Origin of the sequence: Pseudomonas sp. S37, assembly GCF_016658545.1 — a bacterium.
GTDB lineage: Bacteria > Pseudomonadota > Gammaproteobacteria > Pseudomonadales > Pseudomonadaceae > Aquipseudomonas.
In genome coordinates, this window is sequence record NZ_JACVZC010000001.1 from 172208 (window position 1) to 196257 (window position 24050).

At 60.0% G+C, this 24050-nt stretch carries 9 protein-coding genes and 1 pseudogene; 2 read left to right on the plus strand and 8 right to left on the minus strand.

Annotated elements, in window-relative coordinates; all coding sequences use genetic code 11:
* Positions 1-2 precede the first annotated feature (2 nt).
* From IAE39_RS00695 to IAE39_RS00715, 5 genes and pseudogenes are all read right to left on the minus strand, one after another.
* Positions 3-1463: a tyrosine-type recombinase/integrase gene (locus IAE39_RS00695; protein WP_201198437.1), complete on the minus strand. Its 1461-nt coding sequence runs from the start codon at positions 1461-1463 to the stop codon at positions 3-5.
* Positions 1460-2098 carry a hypothetical protein gene (locus IAE39_RS00700; protein ID WP_201198438.1) on the minus strand — a complete coding sequence of 213 codons (639 nt, stop codon included), beginning with the start codon at positions 2096-2098 and terminating at the stop codon, positions 1460-1462. Before IAE39_RS00700 ends, IAE39_RS00695 begins: the two co-directional genes overlap by 4 nt.
* On the minus strand, positions 2091-4163 hold the full coding sequence (locus IAE39_RS00705; protein ID WP_201198439.1) for an integrase: 2073 nt from the start codon (positions 4161-4163) through the stop codon (positions 2091-2093). Before IAE39_RS00705 ends, IAE39_RS00700 begins: the two co-directional genes overlap by 8 nt.
* Positions 4150-6459: a hypothetical protein gene (locus IAE39_RS00710; protein WP_201198440.1), complete on the minus strand. Its 2310-nt coding sequence runs from the start codon at positions 6457-6459 to the stop codon at positions 4150-4152. Before IAE39_RS00710 ends, IAE39_RS00705 begins: the two co-directional genes overlap by 14 nt.
* A 370-nt stretch (positions 6460-6829) precedes the next feature.
* Positions 6830-7141, minus strand: a pseudogene (locus IAE39_RS00715) (nicotinamidase); the annotation flags it as partial.
* Positions 7142-7280: 139 nt separating this feature from the next.
* On the opposite strand from IAE39_RS00715, the gene IAE39_RS00720 reads away from it, so the two are divergent.
* Positions 7281-7985 (plus strand): NUDIX hydrolase, encoded by a 705-nt coding sequence (locus tag IAE39_RS00720; protein ID WP_201198441.1) that lies wholly within the window; start codon positions 7281-7283, stop codon positions 7983-7985.
* Positions 7986-8308: 323 nt separating this feature from the next.
* Here the strand turns inward: IAE39_RS00720 and IAE39_RS00725 are convergent, their stop codons facing one another.
* From IAE39_RS00725 to IAE39_RS00735, 3 genes are read right to left on the minus strand one after another with little or no spacing between them, the layout of a single operon-like run.
* Entirely contained in the window at positions 8309-9649 is a 1341-nt protein-coding gene (locus IAE39_RS00725) for a TolC family outer membrane protein (RefSeq protein WP_201198442.1), read from the minus strand.
* A 1-nt stretch (position 9650) separates the two neighbouring features.
* A complete protein-coding gene (locus tag IAE39_RS00730; RefSeq protein WP_201198443.1) occupies positions 9651-10991 on the minus strand; it encodes an HlyD family type I secretion periplasmic adaptor subunit in 1341 nt (446 codons plus the stop codon).
* A 6-nt stretch (positions 10992-10997) separates the two neighbouring features.
* Positions 10998-12734: a type I secretion system permease/ATPase gene (locus tag IAE39_RS00735; protein ID WP_201198444.1), complete on the minus strand. Its 1737-nt coding sequence runs from the start codon at positions 12732-12734 to the stop codon at positions 10998-11000.
* Between the two features lie 522 nt (positions 12735-13256).
* Between IAE39_RS00735 and IAE39_RS00740 the strand changes: the two genes are divergently transcribed.
* Positions 13257-24023, plus strand: a complete 10767-nt coding sequence (locus IAE39_RS00740; protein WP_201198445.1) for a peroxidase family protein — start codon at positions 13257-13259, stop codon at positions 24021-24023.
* The last annotated feature ends 27 nt before the right edge of the window (positions 24024-24050 follow it).

The following is a 24050-nucleotide window of genomic DNA, read 5'->3' on the forward strand; positions in this document are numbered from 1 at the left end:
CTCTATTCGTCCTCGAGGTACGTCTCCTGGATTGCTTTCAAAGCTTCTGTGCCCGACTTGGCTTCATCAAGCAGATCGGCCTTACGCTGGCGCTTCAGCTCTTGCAGCCTCATCACGTACTCAGCTGCATCGAGTCCGTCCTGCAGCTGTTTCAGAAGCGCCTCCTCGGCTCGGTCGTAGGTACGGTTCACGCGAATGATGTGTACGGTACTTGAAGTTTCTTCGTAGCCATCTAGTCGCGCAAAAGCGAGGTTGATGTAGCGTTCGACAGACGCAGCGCTACGATGCCCCGTCCACATCATCACATCGGCCATAAAATGGGCGGTGTTCAGGAAAGCATTACGGAAGTCATCCTGATTTTTGAATCTGTGACGCTTGATAAGCAATACAAAGAGATTGGTAATAAATGCATGGCGGAACATATGACCGCAAACCTGATGCTCAATGTCAGCATGCTTCCTAAGTAGCCCGATTTCCTTACTGAACGTCTCAGAGCGTAGTGGTATACCGGTCAGCTCTTGGACAAACAGAAAGCCATGGTCTTTCCTCCCGTACTTGCGCATGGACTTGGCTCTGGCCATCTGGATATATTTATTAGCTTCGGTCAGCACTGCACGCGATATTGGAATATAGCGTTCTTCCTGCATGCCATTTTTTAGCGTGATCATGCGAAGCATTGGCTTTTTCAGGCGTAGTGCATTCTTGACGTCTTCGACGCGGAGCTCTCCAATCTCTCCTCGCCGTGCTCCAGTATGCTCGTAGAGTGAGAGCATAAGATTACGCCTGAGCTGAACATTCCTGGACGAGCTGATACTGTTTACGGAGTTCCGAAGCTTTTGGATATCTTCCTCGGTGATCGGATTTCGGCTATGTTTGCGTCGGCCAGTAACCGGCAGCGAATGATGGTGGAGGTAGATGTTCTTGACTGCCTGACCGTTTCTGCCCGTAGTTATCTGCTGTTTTTCTTCCACCCGAATTGTCCCGCCCGGCGCAACAAACTGGGGGTCACCATGTAGGCGTCCTACAAACTGTAGAAAATCAATGCACACGCGCCCTATTTCCAGAAGGGTTGCTTCAGAGCGGGCGCGAACATTAGGATTCTCAGATGATCTCTCTGCGCGCATTTCACGAATAAACTCTGAGAAATGACCATCATTGAAGTCAATGAAGTCAGTATTTGTCTTATGCGCGTAGCGTATCAAAGGGCTGATCTTTGAAGCATATTCGCCAATTGTGCCACCGCCCTCGCCTCGCCTAGAAAGACCTTGAGTACCATTTCTACCTGGTCGATCGCGTAATGCCAGCATGTACAGGTTAGCGATACAGCAGGCTCTGCCATCTGGCCAGTTGATGAATGGAAGGCCAGAGCCGTCTTTAGTGACCAGCTTGTCAATGGCAAAATGCCCGTAAAGAACCAAGGAATCCAGTGACTTGTACAGCTTTCGCTTTTGAAGTTCTCTCATTTGCGATAGTCATCCAACTCTGCCACATTGCCCTTGATATCGTCCTGAACGTCATTGACTTGTGCTCGAGTATCAAAAGAAGGGGCATTGAACGGCGGCGGGTTGATTGTCAGCAAAGCTAAAAGCGCATCAACCTGATCCTTGGCTCTCTTTTCAAGTAGGAGCGGCTTCACATCGTGTCGTATCGTACGCAAGGTGCCAATTGCGTGGGATATACCTTGCAAAAGAACCATATTGATTCGCTGCTGGTACTGGAGTTGCTCTTCCAATTCCAAGGTTCGCTGTGATAGACCCACCTTGGTTCTCTTGTTTGAGGCGTTCAACCTCTCATTGAACTCTTCAATTTTGTCAAGCGCAGCGATTCGTAACGCGTCTAGCCCCTCAAATCCCTGCTCGAATACATTCGCACTATGAGACTTTAATGTGTTTACGCTCAAGCGCTCCTTTTGCTTGACCTGTCCGTCATCCTCGAAGCTGATTTCAAGTGCAGCTATCCCGGCTTGGCTTTTCAGTGCCTTTTTAAGCATGTCATTTTCAGCGAACGGAGCTGGCTGCCTTATGATCAACAGCAGCAGGTCGCGTAGCGCTAGTAATGAATTAGCGTTCCTGGTGAATGATGCGTTGGGTTTACTCATTATCATCACCTATAACTTTGACAATCACGCGCATTTGCTCGCCATTCTCGTCGTTGAAAAAAACTGGTTCAATAGTAACACTACCGTCCTTCAAAAGCTCGGTGATCTCGTCTTCCAGTTCGTCCGCGTCAACAAGTGCGAAATCTGCGGTGCCGTAACGATCTTGAAGTAATTTCTCAAGGTTCTGATAGCTCTTGTTGTCGCCGTGTTGAATCTGCTCCGCGACAAACTGGGCTTTTGCGCCCATCAATGCCACTCCATCCAAGCTTTCGGTAATGTAGTGCCAGACATGACTCTTGTCTGTGTGAGCCAGCATCCACTGTAAAGTTTCCAAGCCGCCGAAACTGTTAGTATGGAAAAATAGCATAGCAAAAAATCTTCTTAGCTGGTGTTGTCGGATATAGTATCGCTGACCTTGAGCATTCAAGGGCATTTCAAAGAAATCACAAAAAATGTCAAGATTCTTTGTGAAGATCTCTTTTGTGGAGTTGGAAAAGTTCTTAGATCCTCTGCTGCACGGGGTTGCGAAAAGTGTGTGTATAGAGTCAATGTAACCAATGCGTTTCAAGATTTTTTGCATGCGAATCAAATTTTTAATCATTTGCGCCGCAAGCGGGTCAATAGGGCGTGCCTTAAGCTGTCGAAGTCCACGCAGCCCTTTTGTACTTTTTCTATTGAGAAACATCAACCAGAGCTCGGACGAATCAAGGCACCCTAAAGTCTTCAGGTCTTTAAGCTCGCCTACCCGGCGAGCCATCAGTGCTCCAACAACGATCTGGACGGATCCGATATACACCCTAAGAAGTTCGATGAGGCTGGGGTGCTCTCGAAATCTAGAGTGGTACTCTTCCAGGCTCGGTCTTGTGGTTGGGATCTGCGCGGCGGCGCGGTCAACGCCTAGCTGAGTCGTTTCCTTTCGGATGATTTTTGCAAGCGCGTCGTTCTTGAAATGGGCAGGCGGTTTCCCTGTGCGTACGCTGTGTAGCGCCAGTAAACAAAAGCTATCAACCAGGTGCTTGCCATGCTGCAAGTGAAACTCGATGCTCTTCCTCATAGCGCCTAGGGCTACAGCGCTTGGGAGTGAGCGATGCCTACCTCCTTTAGCCAGCTTGTGCTCATAAAGCAATGTCTCTCTCAAACCGAGGATCGGGGGGGCTGGAAGGGCTGCCTCATGCAGAACGCCGAGCTTATAAATCGTGCGTTGATAACTCGCTAGCCTTTCGTAAGCGGGGAGCTCATCGTCGCGGGTCGACCAAGCCACTGCAGGGTATTCACGCATTACCTTTGAAGGCTTACCTCCGAAGCACAAGGCATCGATAGGCCCTCGGTGTCGAGTCTTAAGCACTAATGTGTTCTTATAGAGTTTCCCAGAAAGTAAAAGATGATTTGGCTTCCAGACCGTTCCTACCTTGTGCATATAGCCGTGAACGAACAAGGCAGCGCGTGCGCGCGGGAGGTCTCTCGGCGCGATGCCTAAAAGGTTCTCATCTTCTTGCTCAAAGGTGACATCCTCAATGCCGGGTGTGTCCCTCAACACTTGATCAATAGACTCCGGCGGCGTAACGCTCATCAGCTCCTGAGCAAGCTTTCCCACTGATGGTTGCCATTCGAAAAAGCCTTCCGGATCTCCGAAGTCGCACGTTCGTTTGAGGATGGAAATAAGATGGTCTTTGTTTAGTGCCTCCAGTCCATATTTCCCGAGCTCGTAGTAATGGCTATTGAGCAGCAAGTGATCGATAATGTGACATGCTCTGTCAAATTCGACGCGCTGGAACTTGTTCGAATTTGTTTCGATCGACATGTCAGTTGAGTTTCTAGTGACGGCCACCAAATAAGTCCGGAGGCCTGCAATAAGGCCTGCGTTCTTTGGGGTCAGCAGGGTAGAACCATCCTCAAGCATGACATCCCAATCAATAAATTGATTGGCTTTTGTGTCAATGTTGATTTCCCAGATAGGGGAGTTAAAATCCGATAGCAGCCATCGCGCATGTCGGAACATTGCCGCTGGATCTGCGAGGTATTCAGAAAGGCGTTCAAGCTGCGTGTTAGCGTTAGGCGGCATCATAAATCAGTGCCTCCATACGAGCGGGGTCGACATTTTTCATGGCGGTGTCCAGGTAGCTTTGCAGCAGGCCATCGTTATCGCGAACGATTTCTGCGCACACCAGTTTAGAAAACTCTGCCCAGTAACGAGCTTTTCCGGAAACCCTGGAAGGCTCCATGGCGCTGTTTACAGCTTCTTCGAGTGATAGCAGGGTAGTCAGCATGCCTGGCTCAACTTGAATGTAAATCTGTTGCACATTAATGATCGAGCTTGCTTTATCTTTGGGCGAGCGGCGACTGGTCACATCGTTGATGTGCTCAGGATCCTCAATGTGTGTGGGGATCTCTTTGATGGCATGGTTTTCGAGGAACGAGTGGAGTTCGTCCATCGTCGCGAAACCCATTGCCTCAATGAAGAATGGACTGTCTTTCATCGCCAAGCAAATCATGCCGCGCTGGAAGATACGCACCCACCGTGACTCAAAAAATGCAAGGATTGATTCTGGCAAGTAATGTGAAAGCAAACCTGCGGAGTGTTTAGCGTGGCCGAGCGCTTCTGACATCTTTTTAACATCGCGCGTTTCAAGATATACCGCTACGCCGCAGGACGCCCTTACCCTGGAAGGGCAAACGCGCGAAACGAATCTCATCAAATCTTCGCCTCGTAATTCTACGAATGGCTCAAATTGCTTCATCATGCGTGCGGCGAGTTTTGGATGAGACTTCATACCTGCCATATGGTTTCTATTTGCATCCGGCGATGGATTTCTAAATGCAGCGCCGGTTGTTAAAAACAGCATTCGCCACCTATCATCATTGCGTGAGCGCAGTAATGTGCGCAATGGTGTAGTAATTTCAATGATTTCCTGCACCCATTTGGCACTTTTTTCTGTCAGGTCAACTTTGATCTCGCTAAGTTCGGGGCCTCGGCGATCCTTGAAACCAATAAGCTGGTGTCCTTGATCGGTGGGCAAGAAGCCGCTCAATACGCCCCGTTTATTATACAATTCAAGGCCGTAGAGGTAGAACGGCGTGATTTTCGGGTGTTCTGAGACAAGCAAGCACTGATAGGGCAGCAGAGTTGATTTAGTTGGAATGCCTAGGTCGTACGCGAGCTTCTCTTTCAGTGCGTGGTAGCCGAAAATCTCTCGAATACGATCTGTGTTGTCACTCATTCCGCAGTGTTCAAAGGTTGCGCACTTGTCTTCAAGAGATTCTGGAAATACTCCATCTTTTTTGCCATGGAGCAAAATTTTGCCTTTTTTTGCTAAGTAAACGCGTCGCTGCGCTCGATTGTACAAATCTTCCGTTTGAGCTAGTGCCCAAGATTTTACAGCTTGGATGTCGCCTTTAAGCTTTTTAAAGATGATCTCAATGGCCTGGTTGTCGGTTACTTGCAGCGGCACTTCTGTCAACAGTTGGTCTTGGACAAATTCATTGTCCTTGTTCTTTCTGATCTTAGTTCCGAAGTTTTCAACGGCGCTCCCGGTTTGGCGTGGTAGAACAGTGAACGGAGTTGCCCAAATGCCAGGTTTGATGAATGCACTTTCAATTTTATTGATGAACATATTCCAAATTTCTTGTAGCATTTTCCTGCCTTGCTCTAATCCGATGCGCATGTACTCTTGCTTCCATTCCATAAACATGAATTTTAGTTTTACAGGGTCTTGGAATGCGTCTTCTGTCCATTTATCTTTGTTGCGCGCAATAAATTCTACAAAACGATTGAGTTCGGTTGACGGGGTGATTGAATAATTCGCTGTCATATTTTTCCAGCCCTCGTATACGCTCTGCGTAAACGACGGGCCATGAGAGAACCATAGTGGCTGTAGAATTAGCGAGTTCTCTGTGCCGTTACCATAAGTGACCGTCCAGCCTTGCCAATAACGCAAGGCCATTTGATCCAGGTAATGGAAGTTGTTACGGGATTGCTCATGCCACACCTTCTTGCAGTCTTTGTAAACTGAAGATGCTTCGATAGGGTCTGGCATGCTGGGGATGTTCTTTTTTAGAAAATATAGCGTATTAGTGAAGGTTTTAACCCAGCGATCTCTTGTTGGGAAAGTGCCGCTCACAAAATTATCTGAAAGTAATGCGCCGACGAATCCTTGAATGATCCCTCTAAATTTTTCATGTGAAAGCGTCGTGAAGTTAAATGGGGTTTGCGTGAGATCGCAATAGCACTCAAAGAGTTTTAGCGCCGTCGGGCAATTAGGTTGCTTGTGCGCAAGCGCCTGCTCCTTCATCAAGTTCACAAAAGCCTCGGGCAGGATGCGGTGCTGGTAGCCCCTCAAGCGGTCGTGTGTGTCAATAATCAATTTTGTCTTCCTCAATATAAATAGCGCGCGCGGGAGGCCGTGCGAGGCAGGCGCTGTCCCCGTGCAGATAACGGCTAGAGGTGCCAAGCCGATTGCAGAATTTGTCGGGTGCGGTCAGTGGGAGGGGCGTATGGAGCGGCAGGGTGCTATGGCGAGAGAGGAGGTTGGTGGGTGGAGCTGCAAGGAGGGCGTGATGGCCATCTGATTCGGGCGCGAAGCTTGATTGGTCGCTAGGCCTCGGAATACGTGGGCTTGAGGGTTATTGTTGATGGTCGTCAACATGGTTTTTCCTTGCTGTGATTGCTTCTATGTCAGGTACAATAGGGCATTCAGGCGTAGTTGACAAGATCATGCATTCCACAAAAGCCCCAAAATAGTCGTAGTCGATGGGGGCGGGCAGGCCGGGCAGCAGCTCGAAACCCAGGGTGCCGGGAACGCAGTGGCTTACCCAGGTCAGGTCGGCATTGGCCAGTTGCAAGGGCTGCAGCATGTTCGCAGGGTCTGCGACCACCCAGGCGGCGTTGGCCGGGTGGGCGTCCTTGCTGCCCAGGCGCAGGTCGGCACGCTTCGCCATGGTATTGAGATCAAACGCGATTTCGTCGCCTTCAGGCACGGGCAGCTCTTGCGGCGCGTTGCGGGTGAAGCCGTTCTGGGCGTCGACATCGAAACTGGCGATCTTCATGGCGGTTCTCCTTGCTGGAATGCTTATATAATTCACCTGGTGCATTATGTGTGTCAAGCGACTTTGCTTTCGCGTTTTTCTGGTTGCCTTACTTAGATGCTCTGGTGGAATATTGCGGCACTGAACAAGGAGTTGCCCGGTGAGTACAGTTGAAGTTCTGGCCAGTGTCGATATCGTCGCCCTGCGCCTGGCGCCTGGTGCGCAGCATCTGCAAGTGTTGTTGCACCGCCGTGAGCGCGAGCCGCATGCCAGCCAGTGGGCCTTGCCCGGCGTAATCGTCAATGGCCGCACCGCTGATACCAGCCTGGAAGCTGCCGCCGAACGTGCGCTACGTGAGAAAACCCGGGTTGTGCCCCGTTACATGGAGCAGGTGGGCACCGAGGGCAATGCGTTCCGTGATCCACGGGGCTGGTCGCTCAGCACCTATTACCTGGCCTTGCTTGACCCGGGGCAGGCGGTTGAAGGTGGGCAATTGGCGTTTTTCGACCTGGAAGGCGTGTTGGCGCGCAAGGTGCTGTTGCCGTTCGATCACAACCTGCTGGTGGAGCGCGCCCGCGAGCGGCTGGCGGCGAAGACCGTGTACAGCAGCTTGCCGCTGTACCTGCTGGCGGAGAAATTCACCGTGCTCGATGCGTTGGGGGCGGTGCAGGCGTGCCTGGGGCAGGCAGTGAACGGCACCTCGCTGCGCAAACGCCTGGAGCGCTTGCGCGAGCAGGGCTGGGTGAGGGACACCGGGGAAAAGAACCAGCCAAAGCTGGGGCGGCCGCAGCAGTTGTATCAGTACACGCCGCAGGGCGAGCGGGCATTCATGTTTGACCGCAGCCTGCTGCCTGAAGGCGCTTAGCGAACATTTCTTGCGCTTGCTCCTGCTTCGGCTTTTGCTTCTAAGCGCGCGTACTCCCGGGAGCATGCCCGTAGCGAGGGGACCCCGGAGCGCAGCGTAGGGGCCGGATGATGGGAGCGGGCGCCTTTGGTTACTTTGGGCAAGACCAAAGTAACCCGCCGGAAGGGCGGAAAGGTGACTTGGCGCCACCTGCGCTAAAGAATGCCTGCTCGATGTAAATGCCCACATCCCACAAAATCAGAAGCTAAGTGTTGCAGGGCATTCGACCGGCCGGCCTTCATCTCCCGAGTATCAGAATGGTATCGAAAACGCAGCGCTCGCCATCAATTGCTCACCATCAGCTCCGGCCCCAGGTAACCGTTGATCTGCTCGATATCATCATCCCCCAGGCTGCCGACCGAAGACGCCAGGCGCAGCCGGGCCATCAGGTAGTTCAGCTTGGCCTCGAACAAGTCATGGCGGGCGTCATACAGCAGTTCTTCGGCATTGAGCACGTCCGAGTTGGTACTGGTACCGCCTTCCTTGAAGCCCTTGCGGGTCGAGGTCAGCGAGCGTTCGTTGGAGGCCACGGCCTTTTCCAGCGCATGCACGCGCAGGGCGCCGCTCTGCACCCCGCGGTACTCGCGGGTGGTGTCGGAAATTACCTCCTGGCGCGTGGCATCCAGTTCGTCCAGGGCCTTGGAGCTGTTGGCACTGGCCTGGCGGGTCAGGGCGCTGGTGCTACCGCCGCTGTACAGCGGAATGTTCAGCTCCAGGCCGATCGAACTGTAGTGGTTGCGCTGGTTCAGTTCCGAAATCGACTGGCTGCTGCCGGCGGTATAGCCCGCCACAAAATCCAGGGTCGGGTAGTGCCCGGCACGGGCGCGCTTGACCTCTTCCTCGGCCAGCTCGTAGTTGTGCCGGCGCGCATGAATCAGCGGGCTGTCGGCCTGGGCCTTGACCAGCCAGTCCTGCAGGTTGCCCGGCATCAGCGGCGGCGTGGCGAAGCCCGGCTGCAAGGTGGTCAGCGCCTGCGGGGTTTCGCCAATGTATTCCTCCAGCTTGCGTCGGGCGTTGACCAGGTTGTCCTGGGCGTCGATCAGGTCGGCTTCGGCCAGGTCGCGGCGGGCCACGGATTCGTCGACGTCGGTGATGGTGCCAGCGCCCAGCTCCTTGCGCCGCTTTGCCGAAGCCAGCTGTTCTTCGAAGGCCGTCAGCTTGGCCTTGGCCAAAGTGATGGTTTCGCTGGCCAGCAGCACGTCGAAATAGGCGTCGGCCAGGCGCACCGCGGCATCCTGGCTCTTGGCGTCGAACACCGCCACGCTGTAGTCGGCACGTTGCTGGCCCTGGCGGTACTCGGCCATTTTCTGCTTGTTGAACAACGGTTGGCGCAGGCGCACGTTGGCACCCTTGGAGTCATAGTCCAGGTCATTGTCCTGGCCATTCTGGCGCTGGCTGCCATTGACCCGGTTGAAGTAGGACGCCGCGTTGATCTGCGGCAGCAGGCCGGCCTCGCCGATGGCGCGGTTTTCGCCGCCGGCCTGTTTTTCGTGTACCGCGGCGCGGTAGATCGGGCCTTGGTACTGCAACAGGTCCCAGGCTTCTTTCAGGTCCATGGCACTGGCCGGCACGGCCACGCCTGTCAGGCACGGCAGCAGGAACAACAGCAGGCACGGGCATTTCATGTCATTGCTCCTTGAACGCGGCGTCGACGCGTTCGAGCATCGGTTTGAGCAGGTAGCTGAGCAGGTTGCGCTCGCCGGTCTTGATGGTGACGGTGGCAGGCATGCCGGGGCGAATGTGGTTGCTGCCCAGCAGGCCCATGCCGGCTGCAGTCACTTCCACCTGGGCCAGGTAGAACGGCTGCTTGCTTTCTTCGTCGAGCAGGCGGTCGGCGGATATGGTTTTTACCCGCCCCGGTATGTTCGGCGTCTGCGCGTGGTTGAAGGCCGGGAAGGCGATGTCCACGGCCAGGCCCGGGACCATCTTGTCGATGGCTTGCACCGGGATCATCGCGTCGACCTGCAGCGGCTGATCGAGCGGCACCACTTCCATGATCTTTGCGCCCGGCTGGATGATGCCGCCGACCGTGGCAATGCTCAGGGCCTGCACCATGCCGTCGATCGGCGAGCGGATCACCGTATGCGTTACCTCGTAATCCAGTGCGCGCAGGCGGTCGGCCAGGGTGGTGTTTTCCTTGGCGGTGTCGGTCAGCTGCGATTCCACTTCCTTCAGGTAATCGTGCTGGCGCTGCAGGATGCGCAGCTTGATCTCGGTGGCCTGGCTGCGTGCGCGGGCAATGTTGTTGAGGTTCTCGGCCTGGCCGGCCGACAGGTCGGCATTGCTGCGCTCCAGTTCCAGCAGGCGGTTGCGTGGTACGTAGCCTTCGGCGGCCAGCACCCGGGTGCCTTGCAGTTCCTGGTTGAGAAAGCCGATTTGCGAGGCGCGGGCACCGTACACCTGCTGCAGGCCCTTGAGCTGCACGGCCGAGGCGGTGAGGTTTTCTTCAAGAATGCTCAGCTCGCCGGCCAGGCCTGCACGGCGGGTGTCGAGCAAGCGCTGTTGCAGGTCCATGGCCGCCAGCAGGCGCGGGTCGCTGCCGTAGTGCTTGAGCAGGGCCGGGTCGAAGGTAACGGTGTCGCGGCCGTCGCGCTCGGCTTCCAGGCGGTTTTCCACGGTTTTGCTGACGATGAACTGCGCGCTTAGCGCGCCTTGTTCGGCCACGGCGCGTAGCGAGTCGAGGCGTACCAATTCCTGGCCTTTGTTCACCACATCGCCTTCGCGCACCAGGATCGCCTCGACCGTGCCACCGGTCAGGTGCTGCACCGCCTTGCGGTTGCTGGTGATTTTCACCGTGCCGGTGGCGACCACGCCAGCATCCAGCGGCGCCAGGCACGCCCACAGCAGGAAACCGCCAAAGCCGGCGATGACCAGCCATACGCCCCAGCGTGCCGGGCGGCCTGCATCCAGGTCGATCAGCTCCCTGGCTTCGGCGGGGATCAATTCGGAAGGTTGAGCCATGTGCATGATCGGTTACTCTCGGGCTTTTACCGAAGCCAGCGGCGCCGCAGCGGCCGCCGGAATCACTGCGGCCTTGCGCAGCGCGTTGAACACTTCGTCGCGGCTGCCAAGCATGTGTACGCCACCGTCGCGCAGCATCAGGATCTGGTCGACCGCGCACAGCACATTGGGCCGGTGCGAAATCAGGATCACCGTGGCCCCGCGTGCCTTCAGTTCGGCCAGGGCATCGACCAGGGCCTTTTCGCCAACGTCATCGAGGTTGGCGTTGGGTTCGTCCAGCACCACCAGGTTGGGCTCGCCATACAGCGCGCGCGCCAGGGCGATGCGTTGCTTCTGGCCACCGGACAGCGGGCTGCCGTCGGCCGCCAGGCGGGTGTCGTAGCCCTGCGGGAAGCGCAGGATCATCTCGTGCACGCCGCTGCTGCGGGCCGCGCGGATCACCGCGTCACTGTCCACCTCGGCAAAGCGTGCGATGTTTTCGGCGATGCTGCCTTCGAACAGTTCCACGTCCTGCGGCAGGTAGCCGAGCCATGGGCCCAGCTCGGCCTTGTTCCAGGTGAAGATATCGGCGCCATCCAGGCGCACCTTGCCGGCCTGGGCCGGCCACACCCCCACCAGCAGGCGGGCGAGGGTCGACTTGCCCGAGGCAGACGGGCCGATGATGCCCAGGCTGTCGCCGGCAGCCAGGCTGAAACTCACCCCGCGTACGATGCTGGTGTTGCTACCGGGGGCGCCGGCGATCACGTTCTCCACCGCCAGCATGCCCATCGGCCGCTGCAGCGACATGCTCGGTGGCCGCTGTGGGTAGTCCTGCAGCAGGTCGTTGAGCCGGCCCCAGGCCAGGCGGCAGCCTAGCAGCTGCTTCCACGAGGCAATCACCTGTTCCACCGGGCCCAGTGCGCGGCCGGTGAGGATCGAGCAGGCGATCATCATGCCGGGGGTGATCTTGCCCTCGATCGCCAGCAATGCACCGGTGCCGAGGATCAGCGATTGCAAGGTGATGCGCACAAAGCGCCCGGTGCTGCTGATCAGCGCCGCGCGGTCGGAGGCCAGGGTCTGCATCTGCAGGATGCGCAGGTGGCCCTGATACCAGCGTTTGCCAATGGCCGGCAGCATGCCCATGGCTTCGATCACTTCGGCATTGCGCAGGTTGTTGTTGGCGTAGCTGGCTGACGACAGCGCTGCCTGGTTGGCTTCGGCCAGTGGCTTTTGCGTGGCCCTTTCGGTGAGGTAGGCGAGGAACACCAGGGTCAGCGAGCCGATCATCGTCACCAGCCCGAGCCAAGGGTGGATCAGGTAGCACACCAGCAGGTAGATCGGCGTCCAGGGTGCATCGAAGAAGGCGAACAAACCGTTGCCGGTCAGAAACTGCCGCACTTGCGCCAGGTCCTGCAGGGCCTGCGCCGGGTTGCCGCCAGCGCGGCTGAGGTTGCGCTCGAACGCGGCGCTGAATATGCGCCGGTTAAGGTCCATGTCCAGGCAATTGCCAACCCGGACCAACACGCGGGTGCGGATCATCTCCAAGGCAGACATCAACAGGAACAACCCCACCACCAGCACGGTAAGCATGGCCAGGGTGGTGACATTGCGGCTGACCAGGGCGCGGTCGTACACCTGCAGCATGTACACCGCTGGCGTCAACATCATGACGTTTATTACGCCGCTGAAGGCGGCCAGGGCGTAGAAACTGCGGCGCAGGCGAAAGAGTGTGTCAGCGAGTTCAGAGCGGGTCCGCGGCGGCTTGTGCATCGAAGGCCTCCCTTTTTCACAAAACGGGAAGCCCTTGCGGCGCCCCGTACAGCGGTAGTCGTGGCTTCTGAGCGGGCTCGCAGGCGGGTAAGCCGCTGCGGCCTTGTTATAAGCAGCAGCGTAGGTTGCAGCGAAACATTCTGTAATATCTTTTTGCTCTATAAATTCTTTGAACTTTTCATAAGTCCACTGAAAACAGCCAGTTGCATCGCATTATCATCGCAGGACGATTTTTTTGACGGGATATTGACAAGCTTTTCGCCTACGACTTTAGTCTGATGTATTCGGCCCCGGTGTGAGCTGGGAGCGATGCACGTGCGTTACACCGCTGTATCGCACTGTTTACACGGTTCCCTCTGCTTTGACGGGAACCGGCTTGCCGGCGATGAGGCCAGCGGCGTCAGTACGGCGCCGTCCAGCAGCCCCAGAACCCATGACCAGAAACTGCGCACGTCAAACCTGACTGGGCGCGGGAAGGACCCTGTTGCCCTGTGATTTCTCCCGACATCGAGGGCAATTGAAATGGCCAATTTCAGCAAGTCGGACCTGGAATTCATCCTCAAGCAAATCTTCATCGCCGAAGCCCATGCCGCAGGCACCAGCCTGATCGACCTGCTGCCCAACAGCCAGGTACCGTTTGGCCTGCGCACCGTGGATGGCAGCTACAACAACCTGGTCGCGGGGCAAAGCGGGTTCGGCGCCGCCGACAATTCGTTCCTGCGCCTGCTCGATGCCTCGTACCGCGCCAACTACGCCGGCACCGGCACGGTCACCGATTCGCAACCGCGTACCATCAGCAACCTGATCGTTGACCAGACGGCGAACAACCCGGCCGCAGTCGAGGCCAATGGCGGCGCGGCCCCGGTGATGAGCCCGGGCATCGACGGGGTGTTCGGTACCGCCGACGACAAGCCGGTGTTCTTCATCCCCAACGTTTCGCCGGACGTCGGCCTGACTGCCGGCTTCAACGCCTGGATGACCTTCTTCGGCCAGTTCTTCGACCATGGCCTGGACCTGGTCAGCAAAAGCAACAGCGACATCGTGTTCATCCCGCTGCTGCCGGACGACCCGCTGTACAAGGCCAATAGCCCGACCAACTTCATGGTGCTGCCGCGCGCCGTGCGTACGGCCGGTGCCGATGGCGTGGTAGGCACCGCCGATGATGGCCAGCCCAACACCACCTCGCCGTTTGTCGACCAGAGCCAGACCTACAGCTCGCACCCGTCGCACCAGGTGTTCCTGCGCGAGTACACGCTCAATGCCGCAGGCGACCCGGTCGCGACCGGGCGGCTGATCACCAACCGCGACCTGGGTGCCGATGGCAAGTTCGGCACGGGCGACGATGGCAACAGCGAAAACGGCGGCATGGCCACCTGGGCGGTGGTCAAGGCCCAGGCCCGTGACCTGCTGGGTATCAACCTGACCGACGCCGACGTGCACAGCGTGCCGCTGCTGGCCACCGACCCCTATGGCAACTTCCTGCGCGGGCCTAACGGCATGCCGCAGGTGGTCATGCGCGTGAACAATGGCGCCGATGGCATCGCTGGCACCGCCGACGACGTCACCACACTGGTCGAAGGCAACCGCGCCGCGCCCATCAGCCTGGCCAATGCCGTGAGCACCGGGCATGGTTTTCTCGATGACATTGCCCACAATGCCGCGCCAGTGGTGGTCGGCGGCGTGCTGCAGGCTGACGCCGATAGCGCCACCGGCAACGCACAGCCTGTGGGGCAGGGCGGCAACAACCTGACCTACGACAACGAACTGCTGGACGCCCACTACATCGCTGGCGATGGCCGGGTGAACGAAAACATCGGCCTGACTGCCGTGCACCATGTGTTCCACTCCGAGCACAACCGCCTGGTGCAGCAAACCAAGGACACCCTGCTGGCTGCCGGTGACCTGGCGTTCCTCAACGAATGGCTGGTCGATGACGTCAGCGCCATCCCCACCACGCCCGCCGGCATCGCCGCGCTGGTGTGGGACGGCGAGCGGCTGTTCCAGGCCGCCAAGTTCGGCACCGAAATGCAGTACCAGCACCTGGTGTTCGAAGAGTTCGCCCGCACCATCCAGCCGCAGATCGACGAGTTCCTCGCGCCCAACGGCTACGACACCTCGATCAACCCGGCCATCCTCGCCGAGTTCGCCCATGTGGTGTACCGCTTTGGCCACTCGATGCTGACCGAAACCGTCGACCGCTTCGACGCTGACTTCGACACGGTCAACGGCGACCCGCAACTGGGCCTGATCGCCGCCTTCCTCAACCCGCTGGCGTTTGCTGAAAGTGGCGCCACTGCCGACGAAGCGGCCGGCGCGATCATTCGCGGTGTCACCCGCCAACTGGGCAACGAAATCGACGAATTCGTTACCGAAGCCCTGCGCAACAACCTGCTCGGCCTGCCGCTTGACCTGCCGGCGTTGAACATCGCCCGTGGCCGTGACACCGGCATCCCCAGCCTGAACGAGGCGCGTCGCGAGTTCTACGCCGCCACCGGTGACAGCCAGCTCAAGCCCTACATCAGCTGGGTCGACTTTGCCGACCACCTCAAGCACCCGGCATCGCTGATCAACTTCATCGCCGCCTACGGCAGCCACGGCAGCATCACCGGGGCCACCACCGAAGCGGCCAAGCGCGCGGCCGCAGTGGCGCTGGTGCTGGGCGGCGACGGCGCACCGGCTGACCGTCTGGACTTCCTCAACGGCACCGGCGCCTGGGCCAACCATGCCGGGGTGACCATTACCGGCGTCGATGCCATCGACTTCTGGGTCGGCGGCCTGGCCGAGAAGAAAATGCCCTTTGGCGGCATGCTCGGTTCAAGTTTCAACTTCGTCTTCGAAACCCAGCTGGAAGCACTGCAGAACGGTGACCGGTTCTACTACCTGTCGCGCACGGCGGGCATGAACTTCGGCACCGAGCTTGAGAACAATTCGTTCGCCAAGCTGATCATGCTCAACTCCGACGTCACCCACCTGTCCAACACCGTGTTCCTCACGCCCACCTTCACCCTCGAAGTGAACCAGGCCAACCAGTTCACCGGCCTGGGCGCCGACGGCCGCGCCGACCCGACGGGCGGCATCATGATCAACGGCGTCGAGCTGGTGCCGCTGGTAATCCGCGACAACCCCGACACGGTGGGGCCAGATAGTAACTACCTGCACTACACCGGCGAAGACCACGTGGTGCTGGGCGGCACCTCCGGCAACGACATCATCATCTCCGGTGACGGCGACGACACCGTCTACGGCGATGCCGGCGACGATGTGCTGGAAGGCGGCGCGGGCAATGACGCGGTGCTCGGCGGCGCAGGCGACGACATCATCACCGATTCGTTCGGTGACAACCGCCTGGAAGGCAACGCCGGCAACGACGTGATCGTTGCCGGCAGCATGCTGGCGGCCGGCAACCTGATCCTCGGTGGCGATGGCCAGGACTTCATCATCACCACCGAAGACATCAGCACCACCTTCGGCGGCCAGGGCGATGACTTCATCCTTGGTGCCAAGACCAACCTGCCACCCACCGGCAACGAGGGCGACGACTGGATCGAGAAGGGCACCCAGGACGGTGCACCCGGCGACAACTTTGCGCCGCTGCTGGGTGACGAAGTGGTCGGCAATGACATCTTCGTCGGTGGCGGCGGCTTTGACGAAATGATCGGCGAGGGCGGCGACGACATCTTCGTCGGCAGTGACGCCCAGGACAAGATGGATGGCATGTCCGGCTTCGACTGGGTGACCTACAAGAATGACCAGGTGGGCGTTACCGTCGACCTGAGCCTGGCCGCCCTGGCCCAGCCCCATGGCAATGCGCCGAACCAGAACGCCGGGGTATTCAACCCGGTCGGTGCATCGCCGGCCAGCATCCTCGACCGCTTTGCCGAGGTGGAAGGGGTGTCTGGTTCAAAATTCGCCGACGTGCTCAAAGGCGATGACGTCGACGCCGTGACCATCCTCAACCATGGCGGCGCCACGGGCAGCGCCCTGACCAACGTCGACCTGATCCACGGCTTGCGGCAGTTCCTGACCGATGCCGGCCTGCCAACCAGCGGCTTTGCCACCGGCAACATCATGCTGGGCGGCAACGGCAGCGACCTGATCGAAGGCCGTGGTGGTGATGACCTGATTGACGGCGACAAGTGGCTGAACGTGCGCATCGCGGTGTACGCCCCGGGCGACGTCAACCACACCGGCCCGGAAATCGCCAGCTTCAACAGCATGGTCGACATGATCCCGTTCATGCTCGACCGTACCTACAACCCCGGCCAGCTCAAGGCCGTGCGGGAAATCCTGCCCGGCACCTCGACGGGCGGCGCGGCCTTCGACACCGCGGTATTCACGGGGGTGCAGAGCGAATACGTGGTCACCCAGAACACCAAGGGTACCGCCGACACGGCCGATGACGTTTGGACCGTGACCGACACCGTGGCCGGCCGCGACGGGGTCGATACCCTGCTGCACATCGAGCGCCTGCAGTTCGCCGACAGCCAGCGCGTGCTGGTGCAAGGGGTGAACGCACAGCCCACCGGCAACCCCACGGTAACCGGTGGCAACGCGGGTACCATCACCGTGGGCGACATGCTTACGGTCAGCGTGGCCGGCGTGCGCGATGCCGACAACATTGGCACAGGCAACCCGCTGGGTACGCTGGCCAACAGTTCTGTGTCCTATTACTGGCAGTTCGAGGCCGACCCAGGCAGCGGTGTGTTCCAGGACATCATCCTGCTGCCCGCCGGCGACCTGGCGTTCCAGAGTGCCGACGGCACCTCGTTCAAGGTCTCGCCAGACCTGGCCGGCCTGAACTTGCGGGTCAAGGCCATTTACCAGGATGCCCACGGCACCACCGAAGTGCTGTTCTCGCAGCCTACCGGCGCCGTGCTGCCGGGCGCGCCGGTGGTGCCGACACCGGCCGTGCCGGTGGTGGATGCCAGCGACGGGGGCGCAGGCCTGCACATGGTCCGTTCGGACCTCAACTTCATCCTCGCGCAGATCAAGATTGCCGAGGCCGATGCCCATGGCCAGGACATCCTCTCGCTGATCCCCAACATCCGCGCGCCGCTGGGCCTGCGCGCGGTGGATGGTTCGAACAACAACCTGATGAACCTCAACGGCAACAACCACACCCAGTACGGTGCTGCCGACAACGTGTTCCCGCGCCTCGCCGACCCGGTCTTCAACCCGGCAGAAGGCGCGCCGGCCGGCTTCTTCGGCCCTGGCTCGCCGGCCATTCCGGGGTCTTCGTACCAGCAGACCAACGGCGCGGTGTTCGATTCGCAGCCGCGTACCATCAGCAACCTGATCGTCGACCAGACCTCGAACAACCCGGCGGCCTATGCCACCGCCTATGACCCTGGCCTGAACGGCAAGCTCGACTTCGGTGCGCAGGGCAATGACGACGTGCTCAAGGACGGCGTACGCGTTGTCGCCAGCCCGGGCATGGACGGCCAGTTCGGTACCGCTGACGACCACGACGTGTACCTGTTCGAGAACACCGCCGCCGATGCCGGGCTGTCCGCGCCGTTCAACGCCTGGATGACCTTCTTCGGGCAGTTCTTCGACCATGGCCTGGACCTGGTCACCAAGGGCGGTTCGGGCACCATCTACATCCCGCTCAAGCCTGACGACCCGCTGTATGTGCAGAACGGCTTCACCAACTTCATGGTGGTGACCCGTGCCACCAACCTGCCCGGCGCCGATGGTGTACTCGGCACGGCCGACGACATTCACGAGCACACCAACACCACCACGCCGTTCGTGGACCAGAACCAGACCTACAGCTCGCACCCCTCGCACCAGGTGTTCCTGCGCGCGTACATGATGACGGCCAATGGCCCGGTTGCAACCGGCCAGCTGATCACCAACCGCGACCTGGGCGCCGATGGCAAGTTCGGCACTGCCGACGACCACGAAATCGGCGGCATGGCCACCTGGAAGGTGGTCAAGGCCCAGGCCCGCGACCTGCTCGGCATCAACCTGACTGACGCCGATGTCGACAACGTGCCGCTGCTGGCCACTGACGCCTACGGCAACTTTATCAAGGGGCCGCATGGCTACCCGATGGTAGTGATGAAGGGGGCCGACGGCATCGCCGGCACTGCCGATGACCAACAGGTAGAAGGCAACCCGCTGGCGCCGATCAGCCTGGTCAATGCCGTGCGCACCGGCCACCAGTTCCTGGCCGACATCGCCCACAATGCCGTGCCGGTGTTCAACGCTGGGGTACTGGCGCCGGATGCCGACAATGTTGCCGGCAACGCGGTAGCCGTCAACCCGAACACCGGGGCCAACCTGGCCTACGACAACGAGCTGCTGGACGCGCACTACATCGCCGGTGACGGCCGGGTCAACGAGAACATCGGCCTGACTGCCGTGCATGCGATCTTCCATGCCGAGCACAACCGGCTGGTGGCACAGACCAAGGACACCGTGCTTGACTCGAAGGACCTGGCCTTCCTCAACGAGTGGCTACTCAACCCGGTAACGGCATTGCCAACCACCCCGGCCGAGGTCAACGCCCTGGTGTGGAACGGCGAGCGGCTGTTCCAGGCGGCCAAGTTCGGCACCGAAATGCAGTACCAGCACCTGGTGTTCGAGGAGTTCGCCCGTACCGTGCAACCACGGGTCGACCTGTTCTTCGCCCCGACCCAGGTGTACGACGTCGACCTCGACGCCTCGATCGTGGCCGAGTTCGCCCACACCGTGTACCGCTTCGGCCATTCGATGCTGACCGAGACCGTCGACCGTTTCGACATCGACTTCAACGTGATCAAGGACCCGGCCAGCGCCAACCCCGACCAGCAACTGGGGCTGATCGCGGCGTTCCTCAACCCGCTGGCCTATGCCGCCAGCGGCGTTACCCCCGAGGACGCCACCAGTGCCATCGTGCGCGGGGTCACCCGCCAGGCCGGTAACGAAATCGACGAGTTCGTCACCGAGGCGCTGCGCAATAACCTGCTTGGCCTGCCGCTGGACCTGCCGGCCATCAACATCGCCCGTGGCCGCGACGTTGGCATCCCCTCGCTGAACGCCTTGCGCCGCGATATCTACGGGCAAACCGGCGATACCCAGCTCAAGCCCTACACCAGCTGGGTCGACCTGGTGCAGCACCTGAAGCATCCGGAGTCGCTGATCAACTTCATCGCCGCCTACGGCACCCACAGCAGCATCACCGGGGCCACCACGCTGCTGGAAAAACGCGCTGCGGCCATGGCCCTGGTGTTCGGTGGCGATGGTGCGCCGGCCGACCGCCTGGACTTCCTCAACAGCAGCGGCGCCTGGGCCAACAAGACCCTGGCCGGCAAGGATGGCGTACTGGGCACCGTCGATGACCTGAAAGGGGTGACCATCACCGGTGTCGATGCCATCGACCTGTGGATCGGTGGCCTGGCCGAAGAGAAAACCCCGTTCGGCGGCATGCTCGGCACCACCTTCAACTTCGTGTTCGAGAACCAGATGGAGAAACTGCAGGACGGCGACCGCTTCTATTACCTGGAACGCACCGCCGGCCTGTCGATGAACGCCGAGCTGGAAAGCAACTCGTTCGCCAAGCTGATCATGGCCAACACCTCGGCCACGCACCTGCCGGGCCTGGTGTTCTCCGACCCTGGCTTCTACCTGGAGCTGGACCAGAGCAAGCAGTACAACGACGGCCTGGGCAATGCCGACCCGCTGGGCGAAAACGGCCAGCAGGTGGTGTTCCGCGACAGCCCGCTGACGGCTGGCCCGGACAGCAACTACATCCGCTATGCCGGTACCGAGCACATTGTGCTGGGCGGTACCAACGGTGACGACATCCTGGTCGCCAGCGAGGGTGACGACACGGTGTGGGGCGATGCCGGCAACGACCGTATCGAAGGTGGCGACGGCAATGACCAGCTGCGCGGCGGTGCCGGCGACGACATCATCAGCGACATGGGCGGTGACGACAACATCCAGGGCGGCGACGGCAACGACGTGCTGCACGGCGGTAACGGCATCAACCTGATCATCGGCGGTTTCGGCAACGACTTCATCGTTACCGGTGAGGATGCCTCCGAAGCCATTGGCGGCCAAGGCAATGACTTTATCCTCGGCAGCAAGGCCAATGAGCAGGACATGGGCAACGAAGGCGACGACTGGATCGAGAAGGGCACCTCGGACGGCGCACCTGGCGACAACTTCGACCCGCTCGGCAACGACCCGGTCATCGGCAACGACGTGTTCATCGGTGGCAACGAGAACGACAAGTTCAACGGTGAAGGCGGCGACGACATCATGGTCGGCAGCCTGGGCTTCGGCGACCGCTATATCGGGGGTTCGGGTTATGACTGGGCAACCTTCAAGGACCTCGCCCAAGGCGTGACCATCGATTACAGCGACCGCTTCTTCGATGTGCCGCCGGTACCCGGCTCGGGGGCTTCGGCGCTGGTGCGCTTTGACATCATGGAAGGCCTGTCGGGTTCAGCGCATGGCGACTTCCTGCGCGGTGACAACGAAGACGCCACCTCACTGCCTACCGCTGGCGCGACGGGCAGTGTGCTGACCAACATCAGCCTGATCGACGGCCTGGCCGGCTTGCTGGCCGCTGGCGCGACGTTCTACGACGGCGGCAACATCATCCTCGGTGGCAGCGGCAGCGACCTGCTCGAAGGCCGTGGCGGGGACGATATTCTCGACGGTGACAAGTGGCTGAACGTACGCATCAGCGTGCGCGCCAACCACGATGGCACCGGCCCGGAAATCGCCAGCTTCAACAGCATGGAGCCGATGGTGCCGTTCATGCTCAATGGCACCTACAACCCGGGCCAGCTGGTGATTGTGCGGGAAATTCTCAGCGGTACCGACAACTACGACACCGCGCTGTTCTCGGGGGTGTCCACCGACTACAACGTGGTGGTCGATGGCAACTCGGTGACCGTCACCGACCTGGTGGCCGGGCGTGATGGTGTCGACCACCTGACCGGTATCGAGCGGTTGCAGTTCTCGGACACCGCGCGGGCCTCTGGCGTGGGCACTGCAGTAAACGCAGGCCCTTCGGGGCACCTGGTGATTCTCGATGCGGCCAGCGGCGTACGTGACGACACGCCGGTCAGCGGCCAGTTGCTGAAGGTCACCAACCTGGCGGTGCATGATGCCGACAACGTCAGCGCGGGCAATGCCAGCGGTGCGGTCAACGGCCCGATCGCCTATTACTGGCAGGTCGAGCGCCTGCCAGGCTCGGGGGTGTACGAAGACATCACCTTCGTCGCCGCCGGCGAGGTTTCGCGGGCCATCGGCAGCACCTACCGGGTAACTGATGATGTGGCTGGCCTGAGCATCCGCGTACGTGGGGTGTACCAGGACGCCAAGGGCACGCTGGAAATCGTCGACTCGTCGCCGAACAGCGCGCCAAGTGCCGGGCCGACCGTGACCGGGCTGCTGCGCCAGAACCAGACGCTCACCGCCAACCCGGCAACCATCGTCGATGCCGATGGCCTGAGCAACCCGCAGTTCAGCTTCCAGTGGCAGTCCAACCGCGGTGTCGGTTGGGTTAACATTGCTGGGGCCATCGGCAGCACCTTCGTCCTGACCCAGGCGCAAGTGGGGCAGAACATGCGGGTGGTGGTCAGCTACGTGGATGACTTTGGCGTGCAGGAAAGTGTCGCCTCCGACATCCTCGACCCGGTGGCCAACGTCAACGACGCCCCGACGGGTGCGGTGCTGATCAGCGACACCACCCCTGACCAGGGGCAGACGCTGACCGCGCTCACGGGGGCGATTGCCGACCTGGATGGCCTGGGTGCCTTCACCTTCCAGTGGCAACAGGGCACTGGCGGCACCTTCGCCAACATCGCCGGCGCCACCGCAGCCACCTTCACCCCGGGCTTTGCCCAGGGCAACCAGCAGTTGCGGGTGGTCGTGCGCTACACCGACGGCTTCGGCACCCTGGAGTCGCTGACATCGGCGGCAACTGCAGCCGTGACGGTGCCGGCCGGTGTGGTGTTGACTGGTACCAACGCTGCCAACACCCTCACCGGCGGTGCGGGCAACGACATCATCTCGGGGCTGGGTGGCAACGACATCCTCAATGGCCTGGGCGGCGCCGACCAGTTGTTCGGGGGTGTCGGTAACGACACGCTCAACGGCGGAGACGATGGCGATATCCTCAATGGCGAGGACGGCAATGACATCCTCAACGGTGGGCTTGGCGCGGATGCCATGAACGGCGGGGCCGGCAACGATACTTTCGTGGTCGACAACGCTGGCGACACGGTCACCGAGGCGCTGAACGGCGGTACCGACCTGGTACAGACCAGCCTGGCCAGCTACACCTTGGGGGCCAACGTCGAAAACCTCACCTACACCGGCAGCAGCGCTTTCACCGGTACCGGTAACGCGCTGGCCAACACCCTTACGGGGGGCGCCGGCAACGACCTGCTTGATGGCGGCGCGGGGGCCGACCGCCTGGTGGGTGGGGTAGGTAACGACACCTATGTGGTGGATGACGCCGGCGACGTGGTGGTCGAAGCCACAGGGGCAGGTACGGACCTGGTACGTACCACGCTGGCCAGCCATACCTTGGCCAACAACGTCGAAAACCTGACCTATACCGGGGCGGGCAACTTCACCGGTGTCGGTAATGGCCTGGCCAACATCATCAACGGCGCGGCAGGTAACGACACGCTCAGCGGTGACGGTGGCAACGACGTGCTCAACGGCAATGCCGGCAACGACACGCTCAACGGCGATGCGGGCAATGACCAGCTGTTCGGCGGCCTGGGCGCCGACCGCCTGAACGGTGGCGGGGGTGATGACAGCCTGGAGGGCGGTGACGGCAACGACACGCTGCTGGGCGACGCCGGTAACGACACGCTCAACGGTGGTGCTGGCGATGACAGCCTGGACGGTGGCAACGGCAACGACACCCTGCAGGGCGGCGATGGCAACGACACGCTGTTTGGTGATGTTGGCAACGACACCTTGCTCGGGGGCGCCGGCAACGACTTCCTCAACGGTGCCGGTGGTAACGACACGGTGGTAGGTGGTGCCGGCAACGACACCATGATCGCCACCGACGGCAACGATGTGTTCCAGTTCGCGGCCGGTTTCGGCAACGACCTGATCATCAACTTCGATGCCCTTGCGGCGGGTGGCCAGGACCGGCTGGATATCACCGCCCTCAACATCACCGCGGCCACCTTTGCTGCCAGCGTGATCATCGCCGATGTTGGCGCGGATACCCTGGTCAGCATCGGCGCAGCCGACTCCATCCGCCTGGTGGGGGTGGCAGATGCGACCACGGTGACCGCAGCGGACTTCATCCTGGCGGGTTGAGGTATGCTACAGGGGCCGCTTTGCGGC